Below are 18,451 nucleotides of genomic sequence, written 5' to 3' on the forward strand. Positions count from 1 at the left end.
CGCCCGGTGCCGGGCAGGACCCGCCGGGCCCCCGGGCGCCCGCCGCCGAACCGGACATGAACGCCGTCGTCGGCACGCATGACCTGCTGCTGGTCACGCTCGACACCCTGCGGTACGACGTGGCGGCCGAGCTGGCCGCCGCCGGGCGCATCCCTCATCTCGCGCGCCGTCTCCCGGGGGGCCGCTGGGAGAAGCGGCACGCGCCGGGCAGCTTCACCTACGCCTCGCACCAGGCGATGTTCGCGGGCTTCCTGCCCACCCCGGCCGTGCCGGGGCGGCACCCGAGGCTGTTCGCCGCGTCGTTCGCGGGCAGTGAGACGACCGCGCCGGGCACCTTCCGCTACGAGACGGCGGACCTGGTCTCGGGGCTGGCGGCGGTCGGCTATCGCACGGTGTGCGTCGGCGGCGTCGGCTTCTTCAACCGGCGCGGGGCGCTCGGCTCCGTCCTCCCCGGCCTGTTCCACGAGGCGCACTGGGAACCGGGGTACGGGGTGGCCTCGCCCACCTCGTTCGAGGAGCAGGTGGCGTGCGCGGAGCGGGTCGTGGCCGGGCTGCCGCGCGAGCAGCGGCTGTTCCTCTTCGTCAATGTCTCCGCGCTGCACCAGCCGAACTGGTTCCATCTGCCGGGCGCGGCCCCCGAGTCGGGCGACACCCGGGCCAGTCACGCCGCCGCCCTGGAGTACGTGGACCGGCACATCGGCCGTCTCTTCGCCGCCGCGAGCAGCCGCCGCCCCTGTTTCGCGATCGTCTGCTCCGACCACGGCACCACCTACGGCGACGACGGCTTCACCGGGCACCGCATCGGCCACGAGGCGGTGTGGACGGTGCCCTACGCCCACTTCTTCCTGCATCGCGACGATGCCCCGGACCACCCCGACGACGAGGCACGATGACCAGCACGCCACTGCCCCTGCTCAGCTCCCCCGCGCCCCTGGCCCCACCCGTGTCCGCAGCCGCGGCCGAGGGCGGAGCGGCGGGCCCGTACGAGAGCTACGTCTACGCGTATCCACATAAAACCGCCTACCGCGCCTTCGGCAGGCCGCGCGCGCTGCGGGAGCTGTGGGCGGACGAGCCCATGGACGCGCTCTCGCTCTATCTGCACATACCGTTCTGCGAGGTCCGCTGCGGGTTCTGCAATCTGTTCACCCGTGTCGGCGCCCCCGACGGCCTCACCGGCGCCTATCTCGACGCGCTCGCCCGGCAGGCGAAGGCCGTCCGGCGGGCCCTCGGGGACGGGCGGCGGGTGCAGTTCGCGACCGCCGCCTTCGGCGGAGGGACACCGACCTTCCTCACCGCCGGGGAGCTGACCCGGCTGTGCGACATCGCCGAACAGGACATGGGCGCCGACCTGCGGGCCGTCCCGCTGTCGGTCGAGGCGTCCCCCGCCACGGCCACCGCCGACCGGCTCGCGGTGCTGGCGGAGCGCGGGGCCACCCGGCTCAGTCTGGGCGTCCAGAGCTTCGTCGACGCCGAGGCACGGGCGGCGGTACGGCCGCAGCGTCGCGCCGATGTCGAGGCCGCGCTCGCCCGCGTCCGCGCGGCCCGCATCCCCGTCCTCAACATCGACCTCATCTACGGCATCGAGGGGCAGACGGAGCGGAGCTGGCGCCAGTCGCTGGACGCGGCGCTGGCCTGGCGACCGGAGGAGCTGTATCTCTATCCGCTGTATGTGCGCCCCCTGACCGGTCTGGGCCGCCAGGGCACCGGGGCGGACCCCGCCTGGGACGCCCAGCGGCTGCGGCTGTACCGCTTCGGCCGGGACCATCTGCGCGCGCACGGCTACGAGCAGCGGTCGATGCGCATGTTCCGGCGCGCGGACGCGCCGCCGGAGGTCGCCGACGACCACACCTGCCAGACCGACGGCATGATCGGGCTCGGCTGCGGGGCCCGGTCCTACACCCGGACGGTCCACTACTCCTTCGACTACGCGGTGGGCAGGGGACGGATACGGGAGATCCTGGACGACTATGTCTCCCGCCCGGCCGACGACTTCGCCCACGCCGAGTACGGACGGGAACTCACCGGGGACGAGGCCCGGCGCCGCCATCTCCTCCAGTCGCTGCTGCGGGCGGACGGCATGGACACCGGCGCCTACACGGCCTGCTTCGGGTCCGCACCGGCGGCGGACTTCCCCGGGGAGCTGGCCCGCTTCGCCGCGCGGGGCTGGCTGGAACCGGAGCGGGCCGACGGGGTGCTGCGGCTGACCGGGGAGGGGCTGGCGCACTCGGACGCGCTCGGTCCCGAGCTGTTCTCCCCGGCGGTGCGGGCCGCGATGGCCGCGTACGACCTGACGTGAGCCGGGCGGCGACATGGACCTGACCCTGCTCTACCGGGGCCCTCTGGCCTCGTGCGACTACGACTGCCCCTACTGCCCGTTCGCGAAGCGGCGCGACCCGCCCGAGCTGCTGCGCGCCGACCGGGCCTGTCTGGAGCGCTTCGCGGACTGGGTGGCGTGCCAGGAGGAGGACCGGCTCTCGGTGCTCTTCACCCCGTGGGGCGAGGGCCTGGTGCGCTCCTGGTACCGGCAGACGCTGGTCCGGCTGTCCCTGCTGCCCCAGGTGCGCCGGGTGGCGATCCAGACCAACCTCAGTTTCCGCACCGACTGGGTCGACGGGGCCGACCTCGACACCCTCGCCCTGTGGTGCACCTACCACCCGGGGCAGACCCCCTATGAGCGCTTCATCGGCAAGTGCCACGACCTCGCGGCCCGGGGGGTGCGCTTCAGCGTGGGCGTGGTCGGGCTGCCCGGCCATCTGGAGCAGGCGCGGCGGCTGCGCGCCGAGCTGCCGGAGCGGGTGTACCTGTGGATCAACGCGGCCGAGGGGCACGGCTACACGGACGCCGAGGCCGCCCGGTGGACGGCCATCGACCCGCTGTTCCCCTACAGCCGCCACCCCCACCGCAGCGCGGGGCTGCCCTGCCGCACCGGGGAGTCCGTGCTCTCCGTCGACGGGGACGGAACGGTCCGCCGCTGCCACTTCGTCCGCGCGGAGCTGGGCCATCTGTACGACGGGTCGTTCCGCGCGGCGCTGCGTCCCCGGCCCTGCCCGCTGGCGGTGTGCGACTGCCACATCGGCTATGTGCACCTGGAGACACTGCCGTTGTACGACGTGTTCGCGGGCGGGGTACTGGAGCGGATACCGGCCCCGGCCATGAGGTCCCGCGGCTGACGGGGGGGCGGCCGGGCTCACTCCTGTCCCACCTGGGTGAGCCCCCGGTCGCCCACCCGGTCCTGGACGGTGCGGAGCAGCACCCGCAGCAGCGCGGCGAGGTCGTCCTGCTGCGCCGGGGCGAGCCCGTCGAGCAGTTCCGCCTCGCGGCGCAGCACCCGGTCGACGGTGGCCTCGACCAGCGCGTGGCCCGCCGGGGTGAGCGTGACCAGGACCGTACGGGGCCGCCCTGTGCCGGGTATGCGGCGGATCAGCCCCTCCCGTTCGCCCCGGGCGACCCGCTGGGAGACCGCTCCGGCCGTCACCAGACAGCGGCGGGCCAGCTCACGGGTGCTGAGGGTGTACGGGGGGCCGCTCCGGCGCAGCACGCTCAGCAGGTCGAGGGTGGCGGCGTCCACGCCCGCGTGGGCCAGTACCCGGCGGCGGTCGTCACCGAGGAGTTTGGCCAACTGCCAGACGGGGGTGACGATCCCGATGGACGAGACCGGGGTGCCGGGCCGTTCGCGCTCCCAGGCCGCGGCGATGTCCTCGGCGGTGTCGGGGGCTCCCGGGCCCCGCCCATCGGGCGTTGTGGCCGCCGTACCGGAAATCTCTGTCACGGCGTTCTCCCCCAGTGTTAGATTCAGACCTAAATTTAGACCTGAACATACCGCACTGGGGGTTCCTCATGACTCGCGACATCCTGATCACCGGCGGCGGTACGGGCATCGGCCGCGCCCTCGCCCGGCACTTCGCGGACGCGGGCGACCGGGTCGTCGTCACCGGGCGCCGACCGGGTCCCCTGGCCGCCGTCGCACGGGAGACCGGCGCCCGCGCCGCGGTGTGCGACCACACCGATCCGGTGGCGCTCACCGCGCTCCTCGCGGAGCTGCCCGCCACGCTCGACGTCCTGGTCAACAACGCGGGCGGCAACACCGACTTCACCGACCCCGGGCCCGTCACGGGCCTTGAGGGCACGGCGGCGGAACTGGCCCTCTGCGCCCGCGCGTTCCGCGCCAATCTGGACGCCAATCTGCTCACCGCCGTCCTGACCACCCGGGCGGTCGGCGACCGTCTCGCCCCCGGCGGCGCGGTGATCCAGATCGGCTCGATCGCCGCCGACCAGGGCGCGGGCTCCTACGGCGCCGCGAAGGCCGCGCTGACCACCTGGAACCTGGATCTGGCGGCCGAGCTGGGCGCCCGGGACATCACCGCGAACGTGGTCTCCCCCGGGTACACCGGGGAGACGGAGTTCTTCCGCGACCGGCTCTCCGACACCCGGCGGGAATCGCTGGTGGCCGCGACCGCGACCGGGCGGGCGGGCACCCCGCAGGACATCGCGGCGGCGGTCGGCTTCCTCGCCTCGCCCGGGGCGCGCCACATCACGGGCCAGGTCCTCCATGTGAACGGCGGCGCCCACCGGACCCGCTGACAGCCCACCGGGCCCGGGGCACTCCCCCGGGCCCGGACGCGTTCCCGCGCCTCTGTCCGCTCGAAGCCCTGTCCGGGGCCGCCCCCTCGCCCCGACCGACCCCGACCGGCCCGGACCCCGCCGAGGCGGCCGTCAGACCTGGGCGAGGACCTCGCGGACGGCCGACTCCAGGACGCCCCGGGCATGGACCGGGTCCATGAACTGGACCTGGGTCATGCCGCCGTGGCGCAGGAGCATCAGCCGGTCGGCGGCAGGCCCGGGGGCGGGGTGGCCGGCCTCCTGGAGCAGCGCGCGCAGCCGGTCGTGGAGCCAGTCCATGTGCGAGCGGATGGCACGGGAGACGGGGCTCTCGGGGTCGGGGTGCTCGGCGGCGACGTTCAGAAAGGGACAGCCGCGGAAGCCCGGCCGGCACAGCTTGTCCCCGAGGCCGCCCGGCCCGCTGAAGAACTCCTCGATCGCGGCAGCCGCGGACAGCCGGGCCCGGGCGCTGTCGATCAGGTTCCTGGCGTCCCGGTCGACGCTCTGGACATAGGCGACGACCAGCTCTTCCTTGCTCGGGAAGTGGCGGTAGAAGGTCGCCTTGGTGACCCCCGACTCGGCGATCAGGCGGTCCACTCCGACAGCGCGGACGCCCTCCTTGTAGAAGAGGCGAAGGGCCGCGCCGAGAATCCGCTCGCGGGCGGGCAACGGTTTCTCGCTCATGGGTTTGACACTAACAGACAGGTCTGTCTACGTTGTTTCCCGCAGGTAGACAGACCGTTCTTTCTGCTGCGCTGTCCATCAACTCGTTCCGTCCACTTCTCTCCACCGATGGAGGACCCCATGACCAGCAGCACCCCGCACCACGAGACCGCCGCCACCTCCGCCGCCGCCCGGCCCTCGGTCCTGCTCGTCCACGGGGCCTTCGCGGACAGCTCAAGCTGGCAGGAGGTCACCGAGCGGCTGACGGGCGAGGGCTATCGGGTGACCGCCGCCGAGCTGGGGCTGCGCGGTCTGAGCAGCGACGCAGCCCAGGTGCGCGCCCTGCTCGACGAGCAGGACGGCGCGACGGTCGTCGTCGGCCACTCCTACGGCGGCGCGGTGATGGGCCAGGCGGCCACCGGACACCCGAAGGCGGCGGCGCTCGTCTATGTCGCGGCCTTCGCCCCGGCGCACGGGGAAAGCCTCGGCGAACTCGACGCCTCGTTCGGTGACGGCGAGTCCACCCTCACCATCACCGACGCCCACCCGCTCCCTGCCGACCCGGACGTCCCGGACGAGTACAACGTCGAACTGACCATCAAGCAGGACGTGTTCCACCAGCGCTTCGGCGCGGACCTCGCCGAGGAGCGCGCCGCCGCCATGAACGGTGCGCAGCGCCCGACGGCCGCCGCCGTCTTCGGCGAACCGGCCGCCGCGCCCGCCTGGGAGACCCTGCCGAGCTGGTACGTGGTCGCGGACGCCGATCTGATGATCCCCGTCGCGGGGCAGCGGCGGATGGCCGGGCGGATGGGCGCGACCGTGGTGGAGGTCCCCGGCGCCAGCCACGCCGTCGCCGTGTCCCACCCGGACGAGGTGACCCGCGCCATCGTCACCGCCGCGCACACCGTCACCGTCTGAGCCCGGAGGGCGCCCCCACCGGTGCCCCGCGCCGGGGGGCCGTCCGGGTGCGGACCGCTCGGCGTGGTCGGGGTGCCGGTCGGGCGGGCTGCGGTGCGGGTGCCCGCACCGCAGCAGGATGTCCATGACACGGAGGTGCGGGAACGAGCGGTCGTACGGACCCTGGAAGCTGTGACGGCACCACGTACCGCCCGGACCCGCGGACCGTCCGGCGCCGGGCGGCGGCCCAGGGCGCGGACCGGGTCCGCGACCAGGTCCTCGATGCCCTGCGGGGACAGGGCGTTCGCTCTCCCCCGCGGGCCGGGGACGCGGGGAGCCGTTCGGCACCGGGGCCGAGGGGCTCGTCGGTACACAGCCCGGGGGTACACGGCCGGGGGCGCGCAGCCCGGCGGCGCCCGCGGTACGCGGCCCGCCCCACATGAGTGGACATAGCACCCATATCCATAATTCGGCCAATACCCGGCTGCCTCAAGTCATTCTTTGCCGCTCCATAGCCGTGGGAAGACTTTCGCTTGACTCTGTGCGGGAGGACGGGCCATCCGTCTCGTCGCGGCTCACGGGTCCCATCCGGCCCGAAGCTCGGCCGACAACGCCACGACAGAAGGAACCGGCATGATCCATACCTCCAGGACGCTTTCCCCAGGGTGGTTCGCGGCGGCGGGAGCGGCCGCCCTGCTCGGCCTGTCCGTGCCCCCGGCGGCGGCACACGCCGCCGCGCCGCTCTCCTGCGGTCAGACCCTCACGGCCGACGCCGTCCTCACCGCCGATCTGCTCGACTGCCCCGGTGACGGTCTGGTCATCGGCCGCGGCGGCATCACGGTCGACCTCAACGGCCACACCGTCGACGGCGTCGGTCTGGGCGTCGGCATCCGCAACGACGGTTTCGACAACACCACCGTCACCAACAGCGGTGCCACCGCCGCCCGGGTGGAGCAGTTCGACCACGGGGTGCGGCTCGGGCCCGGGGCGTCGGGCAATGCCGTCGAGAAGCTCACCGTCCACGACAACGAACTCGCGGGCGTCGAACTCGCGGGCGCCGACGGCGACAACCGGGTGCGCGGCAATCTCGTCGACCGGCAGGCCCAGCGGGGCATCGTGCTCACCGGCGGGGCCGGTGGCAATGTGATCACCGACAACACGATCACCGCCAACCAGGGCGAGGGCATCTTCGTCGAGGACTCCGACAACAACCGCCTCGAAGGCAACCACATCGCCGACACCGGGGACGGCGGCCTGGTCCTGGAGGCCGCGAGCCGCAACACCCTGCTGGGCAACACCGTCGGCAACAGCAGCGACGGCGCGTTCGTCCTCCGACTCGGCTCGAACGCGAACCTCGTCCAGGACAACACGTCCTCCCTGAACCAGGACGCCGGAATGACCGTCTCCGACTCCTCGGGGAACCGCATCCTGTCCAACAGGTTCCGGGACAACGGCGACAGCGGGATCTTCCTCCAGGCGTCCGACTCCAACACGATCACCGGGAACGACGTCAGCGGGAACACCGGCGGCATCGAGCTGAACCACGCCGACCGCAATCTGATCCAGTCCAACACCGCCGACCGCACCACCGGGGACGGCATCGCCCTGGAGGACTCCCTCCACAACACCGTGCGGCTCAACCGGGCCGGTCACAACGGCTCACGGGGCATCTCCGTCGACGGGGAGGCGGCGGCCGGGACCGGCAACCGGCTGATCCGCAACACCGCCGAGGCCAACCTGGGCGACGGCATCCACGTCGCGAAGGCCGTTCACACCCTCCAGGACAACATCGCCCGCGACAACGACGGCTGGGGCATCCTCGCCGGGCCGGGCAACACCGACGGCGGGGGCAACCGGGCGAGCGGCAACGCCGAACCCGGCCAGTGCGCGGGCGTCGTCTGCGTTCCCTGAGGTCCGGCCGGTCCGGCGGCAGGCCCGGCCGTATGAGGCCCGGTCCGGCCCGTCCTCCTGAGGGCCGGGCCCCGCCGGGCGGGCCGGCTCACCGCCCCACGGTCGCGAGCACATCGTGCCCCAGGCGCCGGATGACATCCGTGGCGAGCCGGTGCCGCACCAGCTTGCCGTCCCGGGTGGAGCGCACCAGCCCCGCCTCACGCAGAATCCGCAGACTGCGGGAGACCTGCGGTTCGCTGGAGCCGAGGCGGGCGGCCAGCTCCGAGGTGGTGATGGGCTCGCCCAGCAGATGGCGGCAGAGTTCCATCCGGGCGGGCGAGGTGAGCGCCATGAGCCGGTGGTGCAGATCGCGTACGGTGAGCTGCTCGTCGGGGACGGTGCCACGCGCCGCGTACTGGATCACGACGCACGACGGATGCTCGTTCTTCACGGTCAGATGGGGCCGCACCCGGGCGGACGGAATCAGGACGAGCGGTCGGGGAGCAACCCTGACCTCGTGGTTCTGCAATTTGTCGAGGCGTATCCGCGCCCCGGGGCCGACCCGGACCGCCGTGGGCAGCAGCTCGGTCAGCACCTCGGCGGGCGGACGGACCGCGAGCCGGCGGCGCACCTCGCGGGAGTGCTCCTCCAGAGCGGGCCGGAGGGCGCGCCAGTCCTCGGCGAAGAACGCGGCGTCGGCGGCGCGGAGCACCGCGAGGAGCCGGTCGCGCAGCTCCAGCGGCGCGGCCACGAGCTGCCCCGCCAGCTCGCCCCGGGCGTATGAGCGGCGCTGGCAGCGGCGGATGTACTCCCGCGCGGCGGTGGCCGAGGGGCGCAGCTCACGGGCGGGCGGCACCGGCTGCGCGGTGGAGCCGAGGATTCCCGGCGCGACCAGGTCCAGGAACGCGTCGGCCGACAGCTCCGCGAGCGCCGTCAGCTCCTCGTCCAGGCCCGTGGTGAGCGGCAGCGACCGGGGGAAGAACAGCCGGCAGCGGAAACGGGCCCACAGGGGCGCGAAGACGAGCAGTTCGTCGCGGAGCCCGGGGTCCGCGACGGCGGCGCGGGCCGTCCAGGCCGCGGCCTCCGGATGGTGTTCGGGTTCGGCGAGCACATGCAGGCTCGCCATCAGTTCCGACAGGGCGAAGGGCCCGGCCGCGACATCCGCGGGGCCGAGCCCTCCGAGGTCGAGGACGATGCTCACGCCGTCAGCGTACGGCGCGGCTCAGCGCACGGGCGCGCCCGGGCCGAGCGGGATGCCCAGGGCGTACCAGGCGAAGAAGAGCGCCGTCCAGACCACAAGCATGATCATCGCAACGGGGAGGGTGAAGGAGACCAGGGTGCCGATGCCCGCCGAGCGGCGCAGGGTCTGGAGATAGCCGACGCAGAGCATGAACGAGGTGCTCATGGGGGTGATGGAGTTGGTGCAGGAGTCGGCGATGCGGTAGAGGGCCATGGTGGTGGCGGGGTTGGTGCCGAGCAGCATCAGCATGGGCACCAGCGCGGGGGCGATCAGGCTCCACAGGGCCGAGCCGGAGGTGATCACCAGGTTCAGCATCGCGATCACGACGATGAGCAGGCTGAACAGGAGCAGCGTGGGCGCGCCGAGACCGCGGAGGAAGTCGGCGCCCTCGACCGCGACGACGGTGGCGATGCCCGTCCACTTGAACAGGGCGAGGAACTGCGACACGGCGAAGAAGAGGACGAGCAGCGGAGCGATGGAGCGCACGCCCTCCGCCATGAACTGGGGTATCGCGCGGCTGCCCTTGATCTGGCCGGTGAGCAGCCCGTACACGGAGCCGATGAAGAGGAAGAAGGCGGTGAGGAAGACGGCGATGGAGTTCATGAAGGTGGACTCCACGATCGCGCCCGACTCGCCGCGCAGCGGGGACGCGGTGGGCAGCATCGCGAGGAGGATCAGCGCGGCGTAGCCGAGCACGGCCGCTCCGGTCAGCTTCAGGGCGCGCAGCTCGGTGGCGTCGTCGACCTGGGCGGCGACCACCTGGCGGGCGGCGGCGGCCTCCAGGTCGGCGTCGGGGACGAGGTGGTGCTCGCGTTTGGCAAGGATCTTGTCCACGACCAGGGCGATGGTGCCGGCCAGGACGAACGCCGAGACGGTCGTGAAGTACATGTTGTCGGTGGGACGGACCACCGCGCCCTTGTCGATGAGCTGCGCGGCCTCGGTGGCGACGGAGGCGAAGAGCGCGTCGCCGGGGGCGATCAGCGGATTGGCGTCCCCGGCGGCGTTGATGGAGACAAAGGCGACGATCATGCCGAGCAGGGGGGACCGGCCGACGGCGCGGAAGGCGACCGCCCCGAGCGGGATGAGGACGACATACGCGGAGTCGGAGAGGAACTTCCCGAGCACGCCGCCGAGGGCCACGCCCAGGACGACGGTGCGGGGGGACAGGCCCGACAGCATCCGGCGGGCCAGCGCCTCGAAGAGTCCGGACCGTTCGGCGACCGCGACGCCGAGCATCACCATGAGCACGGTGCCTAGGGGGCCGAAGGTGACGAAGGACTCCTCGGCACCGGTGATCAGGTCCCGCACGGCGTCGGCCGACAGGGCGCTGCGCACGCCGACGGGGTCGCCCGACGAGGGGTCCTCGACCGTCAGCCCGCCGGCGTTGAGCGCCCAGCTCGCGACGGCGACGACGGCGCACAACATCCAGAACAGCCAGAACGGGTGCGGCAGGGCGTTGCCCGCGCGTTCGATCAGATCGAGGAGGCGCGAGCCGCGGCCTGGTGCGCCGGGCCCGGTGGGGGGCACCTCCCGGGTGCGGACGGTGGGTGTGCTCATGACGGGCTCCTCGGGGGTGACAGCGGAACGGGGACAGGGCGCGGCCACGCCGCGGGCGAAGGGCAAGGGACCCGTACGCGACGATCCGTCGTGGTGCACGCGGGGCGCTGTCGGGTTGCGCTGCACAGTAGGTCCCGTGTCCCCTCCCGTCACCGTCCGGCGGAACAGTTGACCTGATGAGGTCAAGTGATCGCCATGATCTGGAGCACTGCCTAACGTCACGGGAATGACCTCGTACGACACCTATGCCGACGGTCCGCCCGAGCCCCTTGAGGGCGGTGCCCTGTGGCGCCGTGCCCTGCGGGTCCCGCTGCGGGACGGCGTCCGTCTCGCCGCCGATCTGTACTCGGCGTCGGCCGAGCCGGGGACGGCCCCGCTCCCCGTGCTCCTGGAGCGCACCCCGTACGGGCGGCGCGCGGCGCGCGTCTCGGACCAGGACCGGGCGGGCGCGCCGGTGCCGCGGCCGGAGGAGGCCGCCCGGCACTTCACGGACGCCGGGTACCACGTCGTACGGCAGGACTGCCGGGGCCGCGGGGACTCGGAGGGGACGTTCGTGAAGTATCTGGGCGAGGGTCCGGACGGCGCGGACACGATCGCGTGGATCGCGGAGCAGCCGTGGTGCGACGGCCGGGTGGTGATGACGGGGGTGTCGTACTCGGCCCACTGCCAGTCGGCCGCCGCCGCCGAGGGTCCGGCGGCTCTGGCCGCGATGTTCCAGGACTCGGGCGGGTTCTCGTCCGCGTACGACGCGGGGCTGCGGATGGGCGGTGCCTTCGAGCTGAAGCAGGTGACCTGGGCGCTGCGGCACGCGGCGCGGAGCCCGGAGGCGGCGGCCGATCCGGTGCTGGCCGAGGAGCTGGCGCGGGTGGACGTGGCGGGCTGGTTCGGCGCGATGCCCTGGCGGCGGGGGTGCAGTCCGCTGCGGCACATCCCCGCGTACGAGGACTTCCTGCTGGAGCAGTGGCGGCAGGACGCCTTCGGGGAGTACCACCGCAATCCGGCGCTCTACGGGCGGGGCCACTACCAGCGGTTCCCGGATGTGCCCACCCTGCACCTGGGGAGCTGGTACGACCCGTACGTCCGCTCCACCATCGAGAACTTCACGGCGCTGAGCGGGCTGAAGTCGGCGCCCTCCTGGCTGGTGATGGGGCCGTGGACGCACGGGCACCGCTCGGTGACCTACGCGGGGGACGTGGACTTCGGTCCGTCGGCGACGCTGGACGGCCGGCTCGCGCCCTCGTATCTGGAGTTCCGCCGCCGCTGGTTCGACCGGGCGCTGGGGCGGGTGGCCCCGGACGGTCCCGGCGGTGCGGAAGGGGGAGACTTTCCGGCGGTCCAGTACTTCCTGATGGGCGGCGGCGACGGACGCCGGGACGCCGCCGGGCGGATGCGGCACGGCGGTGACTGGCGCGCGGACAGCCGGTGGCCACCGGCGGCGACGGCCCCCGTGGCCCTGTATCCGACGCCCGACGGCCTGCTGACCACGAGCCCGCCCGCCGTGGACGCGGCGTCGGTGACATACGACTTCGACCCCCGCGACCCGGTCCCCACCCTGGGGGGCCAGCTCACCTCGGGCGAGCCCGTGATGGCGGGCGGGGCGTACGACCAGAACGCCCCGGACGCCCGGGCGCACGGGGCGCGCGCGCCCTTTCTGCCGCTGGACACCCGCCCGGACGTGATCAGTGTGAGCACCCCGCCGCTGCGGCGGGACGTGGTGCTGGCCGGTCCGGTGTCGGTGCGGCTGTACATCTCCAGTACGGCGGTGGACACCGACTTCACCGTCAAGCTGATCGACGTCCACCCGCCCAACGCCGACTATCCGCACGGTTTCGCCGTCAATCTCACCGACGGCATCCTGCGCTGCCGCTTCCGTGACTCGTTCGAGACACCGGAGCCGCTCACGCCGGGCCGGGTGTACGCGATCGAGGTCACCGCGCCCGACACCGCGAACCGTTTCGCCGCCGGGCACCGTATCCGCCTCGACATCTCCTCCAGCAACTTCCCGCGTTTCGACGTCAACTCCAACACCGGCGAGCCCGAGGCGTCGGCGCGGCGCACCACCGTGGCGACGAACACGGTGTACATGGACGCGGAGCGCCCCTCCCACCTGCGGGTCTGGGTGGAGGGAGGGGCGGACGCACTCGCCATGGCCTGACCCGGGCCGGACCGCCGGGTCCGGGCGGGCGTACGGCCCACCGGCCTTATTGCACAAGATGTGCAACTACACTCACTGTGCACAAAGGAGCGAGGGAGCGGCGATGGCGCAGGGACGGATCGTGCTGGGGATCGAGTCGTCGTGCGACGAGACCGGGGCCGGGATCGTGTCGGACGGGCGACTGCTCGCGCAGGTGGTGGCGTCGAGCATGGACGAGCACGCGCGCTTCGGCGGGGTGGTGCCCGAGATCGCCGCGCGGGCCCATCTCCACTCCTTCACCCCGGTCGTGCGGGAGGCACTGAGCCAGGCCGGGCTGCGGCTGTCGGATCTCGACGCCGTCGCCGTGACCACCGGTCCGGGCCTGTCGGGGGCGCTTCAGGTGGGTCTGGCGGGGGCGAAGAGCCTGGCGTACGCGGCGGGGGTGCCGCTGTACGGGGTCCATCACCTGGCCGGTCATGTCGCCGCCGACACCCTGGAGCACGGACCGCTGCCGAATCCGTGCGTGGTGCTGATCGTCTCCGGTGGACACACCTCGCTGCTGCTGGTGCGGGACCTCGTCCGGGACCCGATCCTCCATCTGGGTGACACGGTCGACGACGCCGCGGGAGAGTGCTTCGACAAGGTCGCGCGGGTGTTCGGCCTGCCGTATCCGGGCGGGCCCGCGATCGACCGCGCCGCCCGGGCGGGCGACCCCTGCACGGTCGCCTTCCCCCGGCCGCTGACCGGCGCGAAGGACGACCCGTACGCCTTCTCGTTCTCCGGTCTGAAGACCGCCGCCGCCCGCTGGGCCGAGCGCCATCGGCAGACGGGCGAGGAGCTTCCGGTGGCCGACGGGGCCGCCTCGCTCCAGGAGGCCGTCGCCGATGTCCTGACCCGCAAGGCACTGGCCGCGTGCCGCGCGTACGCGGTCTCCACCCTGGTCGTGGTCGGCGGGGTCGCGGCGAACTCACGGGTCCGGGAGCTGGCCGGGGAACGGTGTGCGGCGGCGGGGGTGGAGCTGCGGGTTCCGCCACTGGCCCTGTGCACGGACAACGGCGCGATGATCGCCGCCGTCGGCGATCTGCTGGTCCGCGCCGGGGCCGCTCCCGCGCAGCTCAGTGTGTCGATCGACCCCTCCGCGCCGCTGGAGTACGCGGCCCTCCACCCGGTCGCAGGACCGCGCTCCGTACGGGTGGCGTGAGACCGGCGGCCCGGCCGGGCCGGAGCCCGGCGGTGCCCCCGCGCCCGGGGTACGGGCACGGCCGTCCTCGCACCGTGCGGATCGCCGCCCCCCGGCTCCCCGGGAACCCGCCCGGAGTCCCGGCCGACTCCTGACACAGAGACTGTCGGGACGAGCGAGAGGGCCGAGGGATGAGCGATCGGCACGGGCAGGACCGCCGCGGGGTACTGCGGGCCGCGGCGGGGGTGACGCTGGGCGCGGGGATCGCGGCCACCGCGTCACCGGCTCCGGCCGCGGCGGCGGGAGCCGGCGACAGCGGTCGGGTGGAGGTCGCGGTACTGCTGTACGAGGGGTTCACGGCGCTGGACGCGGTGGGACCGTACGAAGCGCTCTGCCGGGTGCCCGGAGTCCGCGTGACCACGGTGGCCACCCGGGCCGGACTGGTCCGGACGGACACCGGCGAGCTGGGGATCGCGGCGGAGAAGTCCTTGCCCCAGGTGACACGCCCCGATGTGCTGGTGGTCCCCGGGGGCGGCGAGCGCGGGACGACGGCCACGATGGCCGACGCCCGGATTCTCGAATGGATTCGCCGGGTCCACCGGCACACCGTCTGGACCACCTCGATCTGCACCGGTTCGCTGATCCTCGGCGCGGCCGGACTGCTGCGCGGGCTGCCCGCGACCACGTACTGGGCCTCCCGTCCCTACGTGAAGGAGGTCGGGGCGGTCTACACCCCGGGCCGTTTCGTCGAGACCGGGAGGATCATCACGGCGGCAGGGGTCTCCGCCGGGATCGACATGGGCCTCCACCTCGCCGCCCGCCTCTCGGACGAACAGGTCGGCCGGGCGATGGAGTTGGCGCTGGAGTACGACCCCGAGCCGCCGTTCCGCACCGGCGACCCGGACACGGCGGACGAGCGGACCCGGGCCCTGGCGCTGAAGCTGCTCGCGGACTCGGCGGTCTGACCCGCTGGGCGGGACCGCTGCCCGCGCGCCGGGCAGCGGTCCCCACGGAGGCGCGCGATATCGGGCGCGGCGGAGCATGGCCTCCGTACTCTGCCTCTGCCTCTGCCTCTGCCGGGAGGAAGCCCACCCGTCAGGGCGCACCGGAGACGGAGGCACGGGACGTCATGAGCGGCTGAATACGCGTACCGAACTTCTCCACGCCTTCGAGGAATTCGTCGAAAACGAGAATGACCCCTTTGACGCCGTGCACCTCACTGACCTGATCGAGCATTCGCGCGACGGTCCCGTACGATCCCACGAGGGTTCCCATATTGAGGTTCACGGCCCCTTCGGGAAGCGCGACGGTCTTCGCGGTCGAGGATTCGTCGGCGTCCTTGTCCTTGGCCGTCTGGGCCGTCATGTACCCGAGCGCCGAGAGATCGGCGTTGTCGTGGTAATCCTTCCACTTCGCCTGCGCCGCTCCGTCGCTCTCCTCCGCGATGACCATGAAGAGTGCGAGTGTTCCGACCTCGCGGCCGGTCCTGCGCGCCTGTCCGGCCAGGGCGGCGGCGGCTTCGGAGAGTGCGAGCGGGGTGTTGACCCCACTGCCCAGGATGAAGTTCCCGTCGGCGTACTCGGCGGCGAACCGCATCCCCGTGCCGCTCTGCCCGGCGGCGAGGATGTCGATGTGCCCGCCTGCCGGGCGCGGTGACAGGACGCATTCATCCATTCTGTAGAACTCGCCCTTGACATTGCTTACCCCCTCGCTCCACAACTGCCTCAGCACGGTGACGTACTCGGCCGCCCTCGTATAGCGGTTGGCGAAGTGCTCGTCCCCGGGCCACAGGCCCATCTGCGCGTATTCGGGGGGCGCCCAGCCGGTGACTATATTGACCCCGGCCCGGCCCGGGGCGATCGAATCGATGGTCACGGCCATCCGCGCCGCGATCGCCGGGGGCAGGGCGAGGACGGGCGCGGACGCGTACAGCTTGATCCGCTCCGTCACGGCGGCCAGGCCCGCCGTCAGGGTGAACGACTCAAGGCAGTGGTCCCAGAACTCCGTCTCACCACCGAACCCCTTGAGCTTGATCATCGTCAACGCGAAGTCCAGTCCGTGCTCCTCGGCCCGCTGCACGATGGCCTTGTTCAGTTCGAAGCTCGGCATGTACTGCGGAGAGCTTTTCGAGATGAGCCATCCGTTGTTGCCGATGGGAAGGAAGACTCCGATGTCCATGCCGCTCCTTGTCGCCGGGGCCGGGCAACCGCCACGACGCTTCCCGCCCGACCGGCCGGCCCATGCGGTCATTCCTCCCCATGGCACACCTGCGGTACACAACGCCGCAGCGCGTCGGCCCGGCCCACCGAAGAGCCGGCGGCGGACACACCACCGACCGGGACACCCGCCTCCGGGTCACCCTCGCCGACCCGAAGGCGCCCCACTCCGGGGTGAGCAACCGGATCTCCGTGCGGACATTCGTTCGGGTGCCCCTGTCATCTCCCGCCCGCCGCACCGACTACGGTGTGAGGCTTGAGGGCGGGGGTGATGGCGGTACACGTTCCGCCTGCGATGGGGGAGGGTCGGGGTCTCGATGTCTCTGAAGAAGCAGCCGCTCAACGAACGACAGCTGGCAGTGCTGCAGTGGGTGGGCAAGGGTTGCCCACCCGGGGTGTGGGAGTCCACCTCGTACAAGACGAGCTGTCTGGCGCTCCAGAACCGCAACCTGGTCAAGATCACCAGGACCCGTGACACGTGGAGTGCCGCACTGACGGACAACGGACGTCACTATCTGGCCCATGGGTCCTACCCGGCGCTCGAACCCACGAGGCACACGGCGCGCCGGCAGCCGCCCCTCACCACCACGCCCGCGACGGCACTGGCGAGTCCCACCAGCAAGCCCGCTGCTCCAGCGCCCTTTCCTCGCGGGACACGCAAGACCTTCACCGAGCAACTGCTGGACGAACTGGCCCAGTCCGGTGGCCGCATCATCAAGAGCGGCCAGGCCGGGGACACGGAGAAATGGCCCAGCCGCCTCGCCGCAGCGCGGAGATCCGGGAGGGTCCCCGGGACAAAAGAGCTGTACGGGCGCTGGTGCCGCGAAGGCTACGAGATCACGCTCGTCGACGTCCCGGCCTGGCGGCTCGCCACACTGGAGCCGGTGCCCGTGCCTGCCCGGCTCACCCGGCCGCACGCCGTCGTTGCGGCCATGCAGAAGGAGCGGCAGCCACTCGGCCTGCCCCGCGCCGTCCAAGGACGGGCCCTGCGCCTCATCCACGCGTTGGCCACCGCCCTCGAAGCTCAAGGTGATACCTGCGAGGCCGGCTCAGTCGACTCGGCTCCGCCGATCCGCCGACGCCGACACGCGGCAGCCCACTTCACGGCCACCGCCCAGGGGCAGACCGTGGCGTTCCTCGTCTTCCAGGAGCAGGACCGCAGCGAGCACACCGCGACGGAGAGGGAACTCGCGGAAGCCAAGAAATACTCCTGGGTCAAAATCCCCAAGTACGACTACACGCCTTCGGACCGGCTGCGTTTCGTACTCGACGGCGGGTCGCCGCACCGAGCGTCCGAGTGGGCCGACAGCACCGAGCGTCCCTTGGAGGAGCAACTGGCCGAGATCGTGCAGGAAGTAGCTCTCCGCGGTGCGGCGGCCGAACGCAAGAGGCTGGCAGAACGGGAGGCGGCACAGCAGCAGAAGCTGCGATGGGAGGCCGCGATGCAAGAGGCGCGCGTTCAGCACGCAGAGACCTTCCGCGTCCAGCACTTCGAAGCCCAGGAGGCCGCCTGGCGTCGTGCGACCCACCTGACCGAGTACCTCGACGCGGTCCGCTCCCACGTGCACGAACTGCCGCCAGGCCCCACCCGGACCGACGCGGAATCATGGCTGTCCTGGGCCTCCGGGTACGTCGCACGCCTCGACCCGACCAACCAGCCCCCACGCTTGCCCGAGATCCCCGAACCGCGGGCCGAGGATCTGAAGCCCTTTCTGCGCGACTGGAGCCCCTACGGGCCCTACCTCCGTTGACCGTTCGCAGGAACGGGCCGTCACGGGTGCAATCCCCTGCTGCGAGCCGTGCGTGTCCCGACCGGTGAACCACCCCTGCACGGCGACGGAAGGCCACGGCGGCCGTCACCGTCTCTGCCGTGCCCGGCCCGACCCCGGCCTGATCCCGGCCCGGCGGAAACCGGGGCGCTGCCCGGCGTCCGCGGGCGTCCTTTACGGCGGTGGCTCTCCAGCAGCCGCGGCAGCGGCCACGCCCCAGCGACTACCGGTTCGGAGCACCATGGAGAGGGACGGCTCCGCTGTGCCGACGTCAGCCGGCGGGGGTGCAGCCAGGGCCAGGGCCCG

The 18,451-nt window shown here is 72.6% G+C and carries 15 protein-coding genes; 10 read left to right on the forward strand and 5 right to left on the reverse strand.

Annotation, left to right across the window (positions count from 1 at the left end):
- Positions 1–56 precede the first annotated feature (56 nt).
- Genes CRV15_RS01530 through CRV15_RS01540 form a run of 3 tightly spaced genes read left to right on the forward strand, consistent with a single transcriptional unit; the run spans position 57 to position 3,170 of the window.
- A complete protein-coding gene (locus CRV15_RS01530; RefSeq protein ID WP_169445894.1) occupies positions 57–893 on the forward strand; it encodes an STM4013/SEN3800 family hydrolase in 837 nt (278 codons plus the stop codon).
- Positions 890–2,296 carry an STM4012 family radical SAM protein gene (locus tag CRV15_RS01535; protein ID WP_003962619.1) on the forward strand — a complete coding sequence of 469 codons (1,407 nt, stop codon included), beginning with the start codon at positions 890–892 and terminating at the stop codon, positions 2,294–2,296. The genes CRV15_RS01530 and CRV15_RS01535 overlap by 4 nt, the downstream gene beginning before the upstream one ends.
- A 13-nt stretch (positions 2,297–2,309) precedes the next feature.
- Positions 2,310–3,170, forward strand: a complete 861-nt coding sequence (locus CRV15_RS01540; RefSeq protein WP_003962618.1) for an STM4011 family radical SAM protein — start codon at positions 2,310–2,312, stop codon at positions 3,168–3,170.
- A 17-nt stretch (positions 3,171–3,187) separates the two neighbouring features.
- Here CRV15_RS01540 and CRV15_RS01545 read toward each other — a convergent pair whose 3' ends face one another.
- Positions 3,188–3,769: a MarR family winged helix-turn-helix transcriptional regulator gene (locus CRV15_RS01545; protein ID WP_003962617.1), complete on the reverse strand. Its 582-nt coding sequence runs from the start codon at positions 3,767–3,769 to the stop codon at positions 3,188–3,190.
- Between the two features lie 68 nt (positions 3,770–3,837).
- Here CRV15_RS01545 and CRV15_RS01550 point away from each other — a divergent pair, with 68 nt between their 5' ends.
- Positions 3,838–4,581 (forward strand): SDR family NAD(P)-dependent oxidoreductase, encoded by a 744-nt coding sequence (locus tag CRV15_RS01550; RefSeq protein WP_003962616.1) that lies wholly within the window; start codon positions 3,838–3,840, stop codon positions 4,579–4,581.
- Between the two features lie 132 nt (positions 4,582–4,713).
- Here CRV15_RS01550 and CRV15_RS01555 read toward each other — a convergent pair whose 3' ends face one another.
- On the reverse strand, positions 4,714–5,283 hold the full coding sequence (locus CRV15_RS01555; RefSeq protein ID WP_003962615.1) for a TetR/AcrR family transcriptional regulator: 570 nt from the start codon (positions 5,281–5,283) through the stop codon (positions 4,714–4,716).
- 120 nt (positions 5,284–5,403) lie between these two features.
- On the opposite strand from CRV15_RS01555, the gene CRV15_RS01560 reads away from it, so the two are divergent.
- Together CRV15_RS01560 and CRV15_RS01565 are read left to right on the forward strand one after the other, a co-directional pair.
- Positions 5,404–6,180 (forward strand): alpha/beta fold hydrolase, encoded by a 777-nt coding sequence (locus CRV15_RS01560; RefSeq protein WP_003956955.1) that lies wholly within the window; start codon positions 5,404–5,406, stop codon positions 6,178–6,180.
- Between the two features lie 612 nt (positions 6,181–6,792).
- Positions 6,793–8,070, forward strand: coding sequence for a right-handed parallel beta-helix repeat-containing protein (locus CRV15_RS01565; protein ID WP_003956956.1), 1,278 nt, complete (start codon positions 6,793–6,795; stop codon positions 8,068–8,070).
- 88 nt (positions 8,071–8,158) lie between these two features.
- Here the strand turns inward: CRV15_RS01565 and CRV15_RS01570 are convergent, their stop codons facing one another.
- Positions 8,159–9,250: an ArsR/SmtB family transcription factor gene (locus tag CRV15_RS01570; RefSeq protein WP_009998085.1), complete on the reverse strand. Its 1,092-nt coding sequence runs from the start codon at positions 9,248–9,250 to the stop codon at positions 8,159–8,161.
- Between the two features lie 21 nt (positions 9,251–9,271).
- Entirely contained in the window at positions 9,272–10,846 is a 1,575-nt protein-coding gene (locus tag CRV15_RS01575; RefSeq protein WP_009998084.1) for an AbgT family transporter, read from the reverse strand.
- 226 nt (positions 10,847–11,072) lie between these two features.
- Between CRV15_RS01575 and CRV15_RS01580 the strand changes: the two genes are divergently transcribed.
- The 3 genes from CRV15_RS01580 to CRV15_RS01590 all read left to right on the forward strand — a co-directional run bounded on the left by CRV15_RS01580 (position 11,073) and on the right by CRV15_RS01590 (position 15,125).
- Positions 11,073–13,001, forward strand: coding sequence for a CocE/NonD family hydrolase (locus CRV15_RS01580; protein WP_003956960.1), 1,929 nt, complete (start codon positions 11,073–11,075; stop codon positions 12,999–13,001).
- 103 nt (positions 13,002–13,104) lie between these two features.
- A complete protein-coding gene (tsaD, locus tag CRV15_RS01585; RefSeq protein WP_003956962.1) occupies positions 13,105–14,181 on the forward strand; it encodes a tRNA (adenosine(37)-N6)-threonylcarbamoyltransferase complex transferase subunit TsaD in 1,077 nt (358 codons plus the stop codon).
- A gap of 170 nt (positions 14,182–14,351) precedes the next feature.
- Positions 14,352–15,125, forward strand: a complete 774-nt coding sequence (locus CRV15_RS01590; protein ID WP_003962610.1) for a DJ-1/PfpI family protein — start codon at positions 14,352–14,354, stop codon at positions 15,123–15,125.
- A gap of 130 nt (positions 15,126–15,255) precedes the next feature.
- Here CRV15_RS01590 and rutA read toward each other — a convergent pair whose 3' ends face one another.
- A complete protein-coding gene (gene rutA, locus CRV15_RS01595) occupies positions 15,256–16,338 on the reverse strand; it encodes a pyrimidine utilization protein A (protein ID WP_003956965.1) in 1,083 nt (360 codons plus the stop codon).
- A 355-nt stretch (positions 16,339–16,693) separates the two neighbouring features.
- Here rutA and CRV15_RS01600 point away from each other — a divergent pair, with 355 nt between their 5' ends.
- A complete protein-coding gene (locus CRV15_RS01600; RefSeq protein WP_003962607.1) occupies positions 16,694–18,127 on the forward strand; it encodes a hypothetical protein in 1,434 nt (477 codons plus the stop codon).
- The last annotated feature ends 324 nt before the right edge of the window (positions 18,128–18,451 follow it).

It is taken from the genome of Streptomyces clavuligerus, assembly GCF_005519465.1.
Classification (GTDB): domain Bacteria; phylum Actinomycetota; class Actinomycetes; order Streptomycetales; family Streptomycetaceae; genus Streptomyces; species Streptomyces clavuligerus.

Bases quoted from the DNA above. Each gene is read 5' to 3' on its own strand.
- CRV15_RS01590 (WP_003962610.1), top strand. From the start codon at position 14,352: ATGAGCGATCGGCACGGGCAGGACCGCCGCGGGGTACTGCGGGCCGCG.
- CRV15_RS01575 (WP_009998084.1), bottom strand. From the start codon at position 10,846: ATGAGCACACCCACCGTCCGCACCCGGGAGGTGCCCCCCACCGGGCCC.
- CRV15_RS01580 (WP_003956960.1), top strand. From the start codon at position 11,073: ATGACCTCGTACGACACCTATGCCGACGGTCCGCCCGAGCCCCTTGAG.
- tsaD (WP_003956962.1), top strand. From the start codon at position 13,105: ATGGCGCAGGGACGGATCGTGCTGGGGATCGAGTCGTCGTGCGACGAG.
- CRV15_RS01530 (WP_169445894.1), top strand. From the start codon at position 57: ATGAACGCCGTCGTCGGCACGCATGACCTGCTGCTGGTCACGCTCGAC.
- CRV15_RS01560 (WP_003956955.1), top strand. From the start codon at position 5,404: ATGACCAGCAGCACCCCGCACCACGAGACCGCCGCCACCTCCGCCGCC.
- CRV15_RS01565 (WP_003956956.1), top strand. From the start codon at position 6,793: ATGATCCATACCTCCAGGACGCTTTCCCCAGGGTGGTTCGCGGCGGCG.
- CRV15_RS01535 (WP_003962619.1), top strand. From the start codon at position 890: ATGACCAGCACGCCACTGCCCCTGCTCAGCTCCCCCGCGCCCCTGGCC.
- CRV15_RS01550 (WP_003962616.1), top strand. From the start codon at position 3,838: ATGACTCGCGACATCCTGATCACCGGCGGCGGTACGGGCATCGGCCGC.
- CRV15_RS01600 (WP_003962607.1), top strand. From the start codon at position 16,694: ATGTCTCTGAAGAAGCAGCCGCTCAACGAACGACAGCTGGCAGTGCTG.
- rutA (WP_003956965.1), bottom strand. From the start codon at position 16,338: ATGGACATCGGAGTCTTCCTTCCCATCGGCAACAACGGATGGCTCATC.
- CRV15_RS01540 (WP_003962618.1), top strand. From the start codon at position 2,310: ATGGACCTGACCCTGCTCTACCGGGGCCCTCTGGCCTCGTGCGACTAC.
- CRV15_RS01555 (WP_003962615.1), bottom strand. From the start codon at position 5,283: ATGAGCGAGAAACCGTTGCCCGCCCGCGAGCGGATTCTCGGCGCGGCC.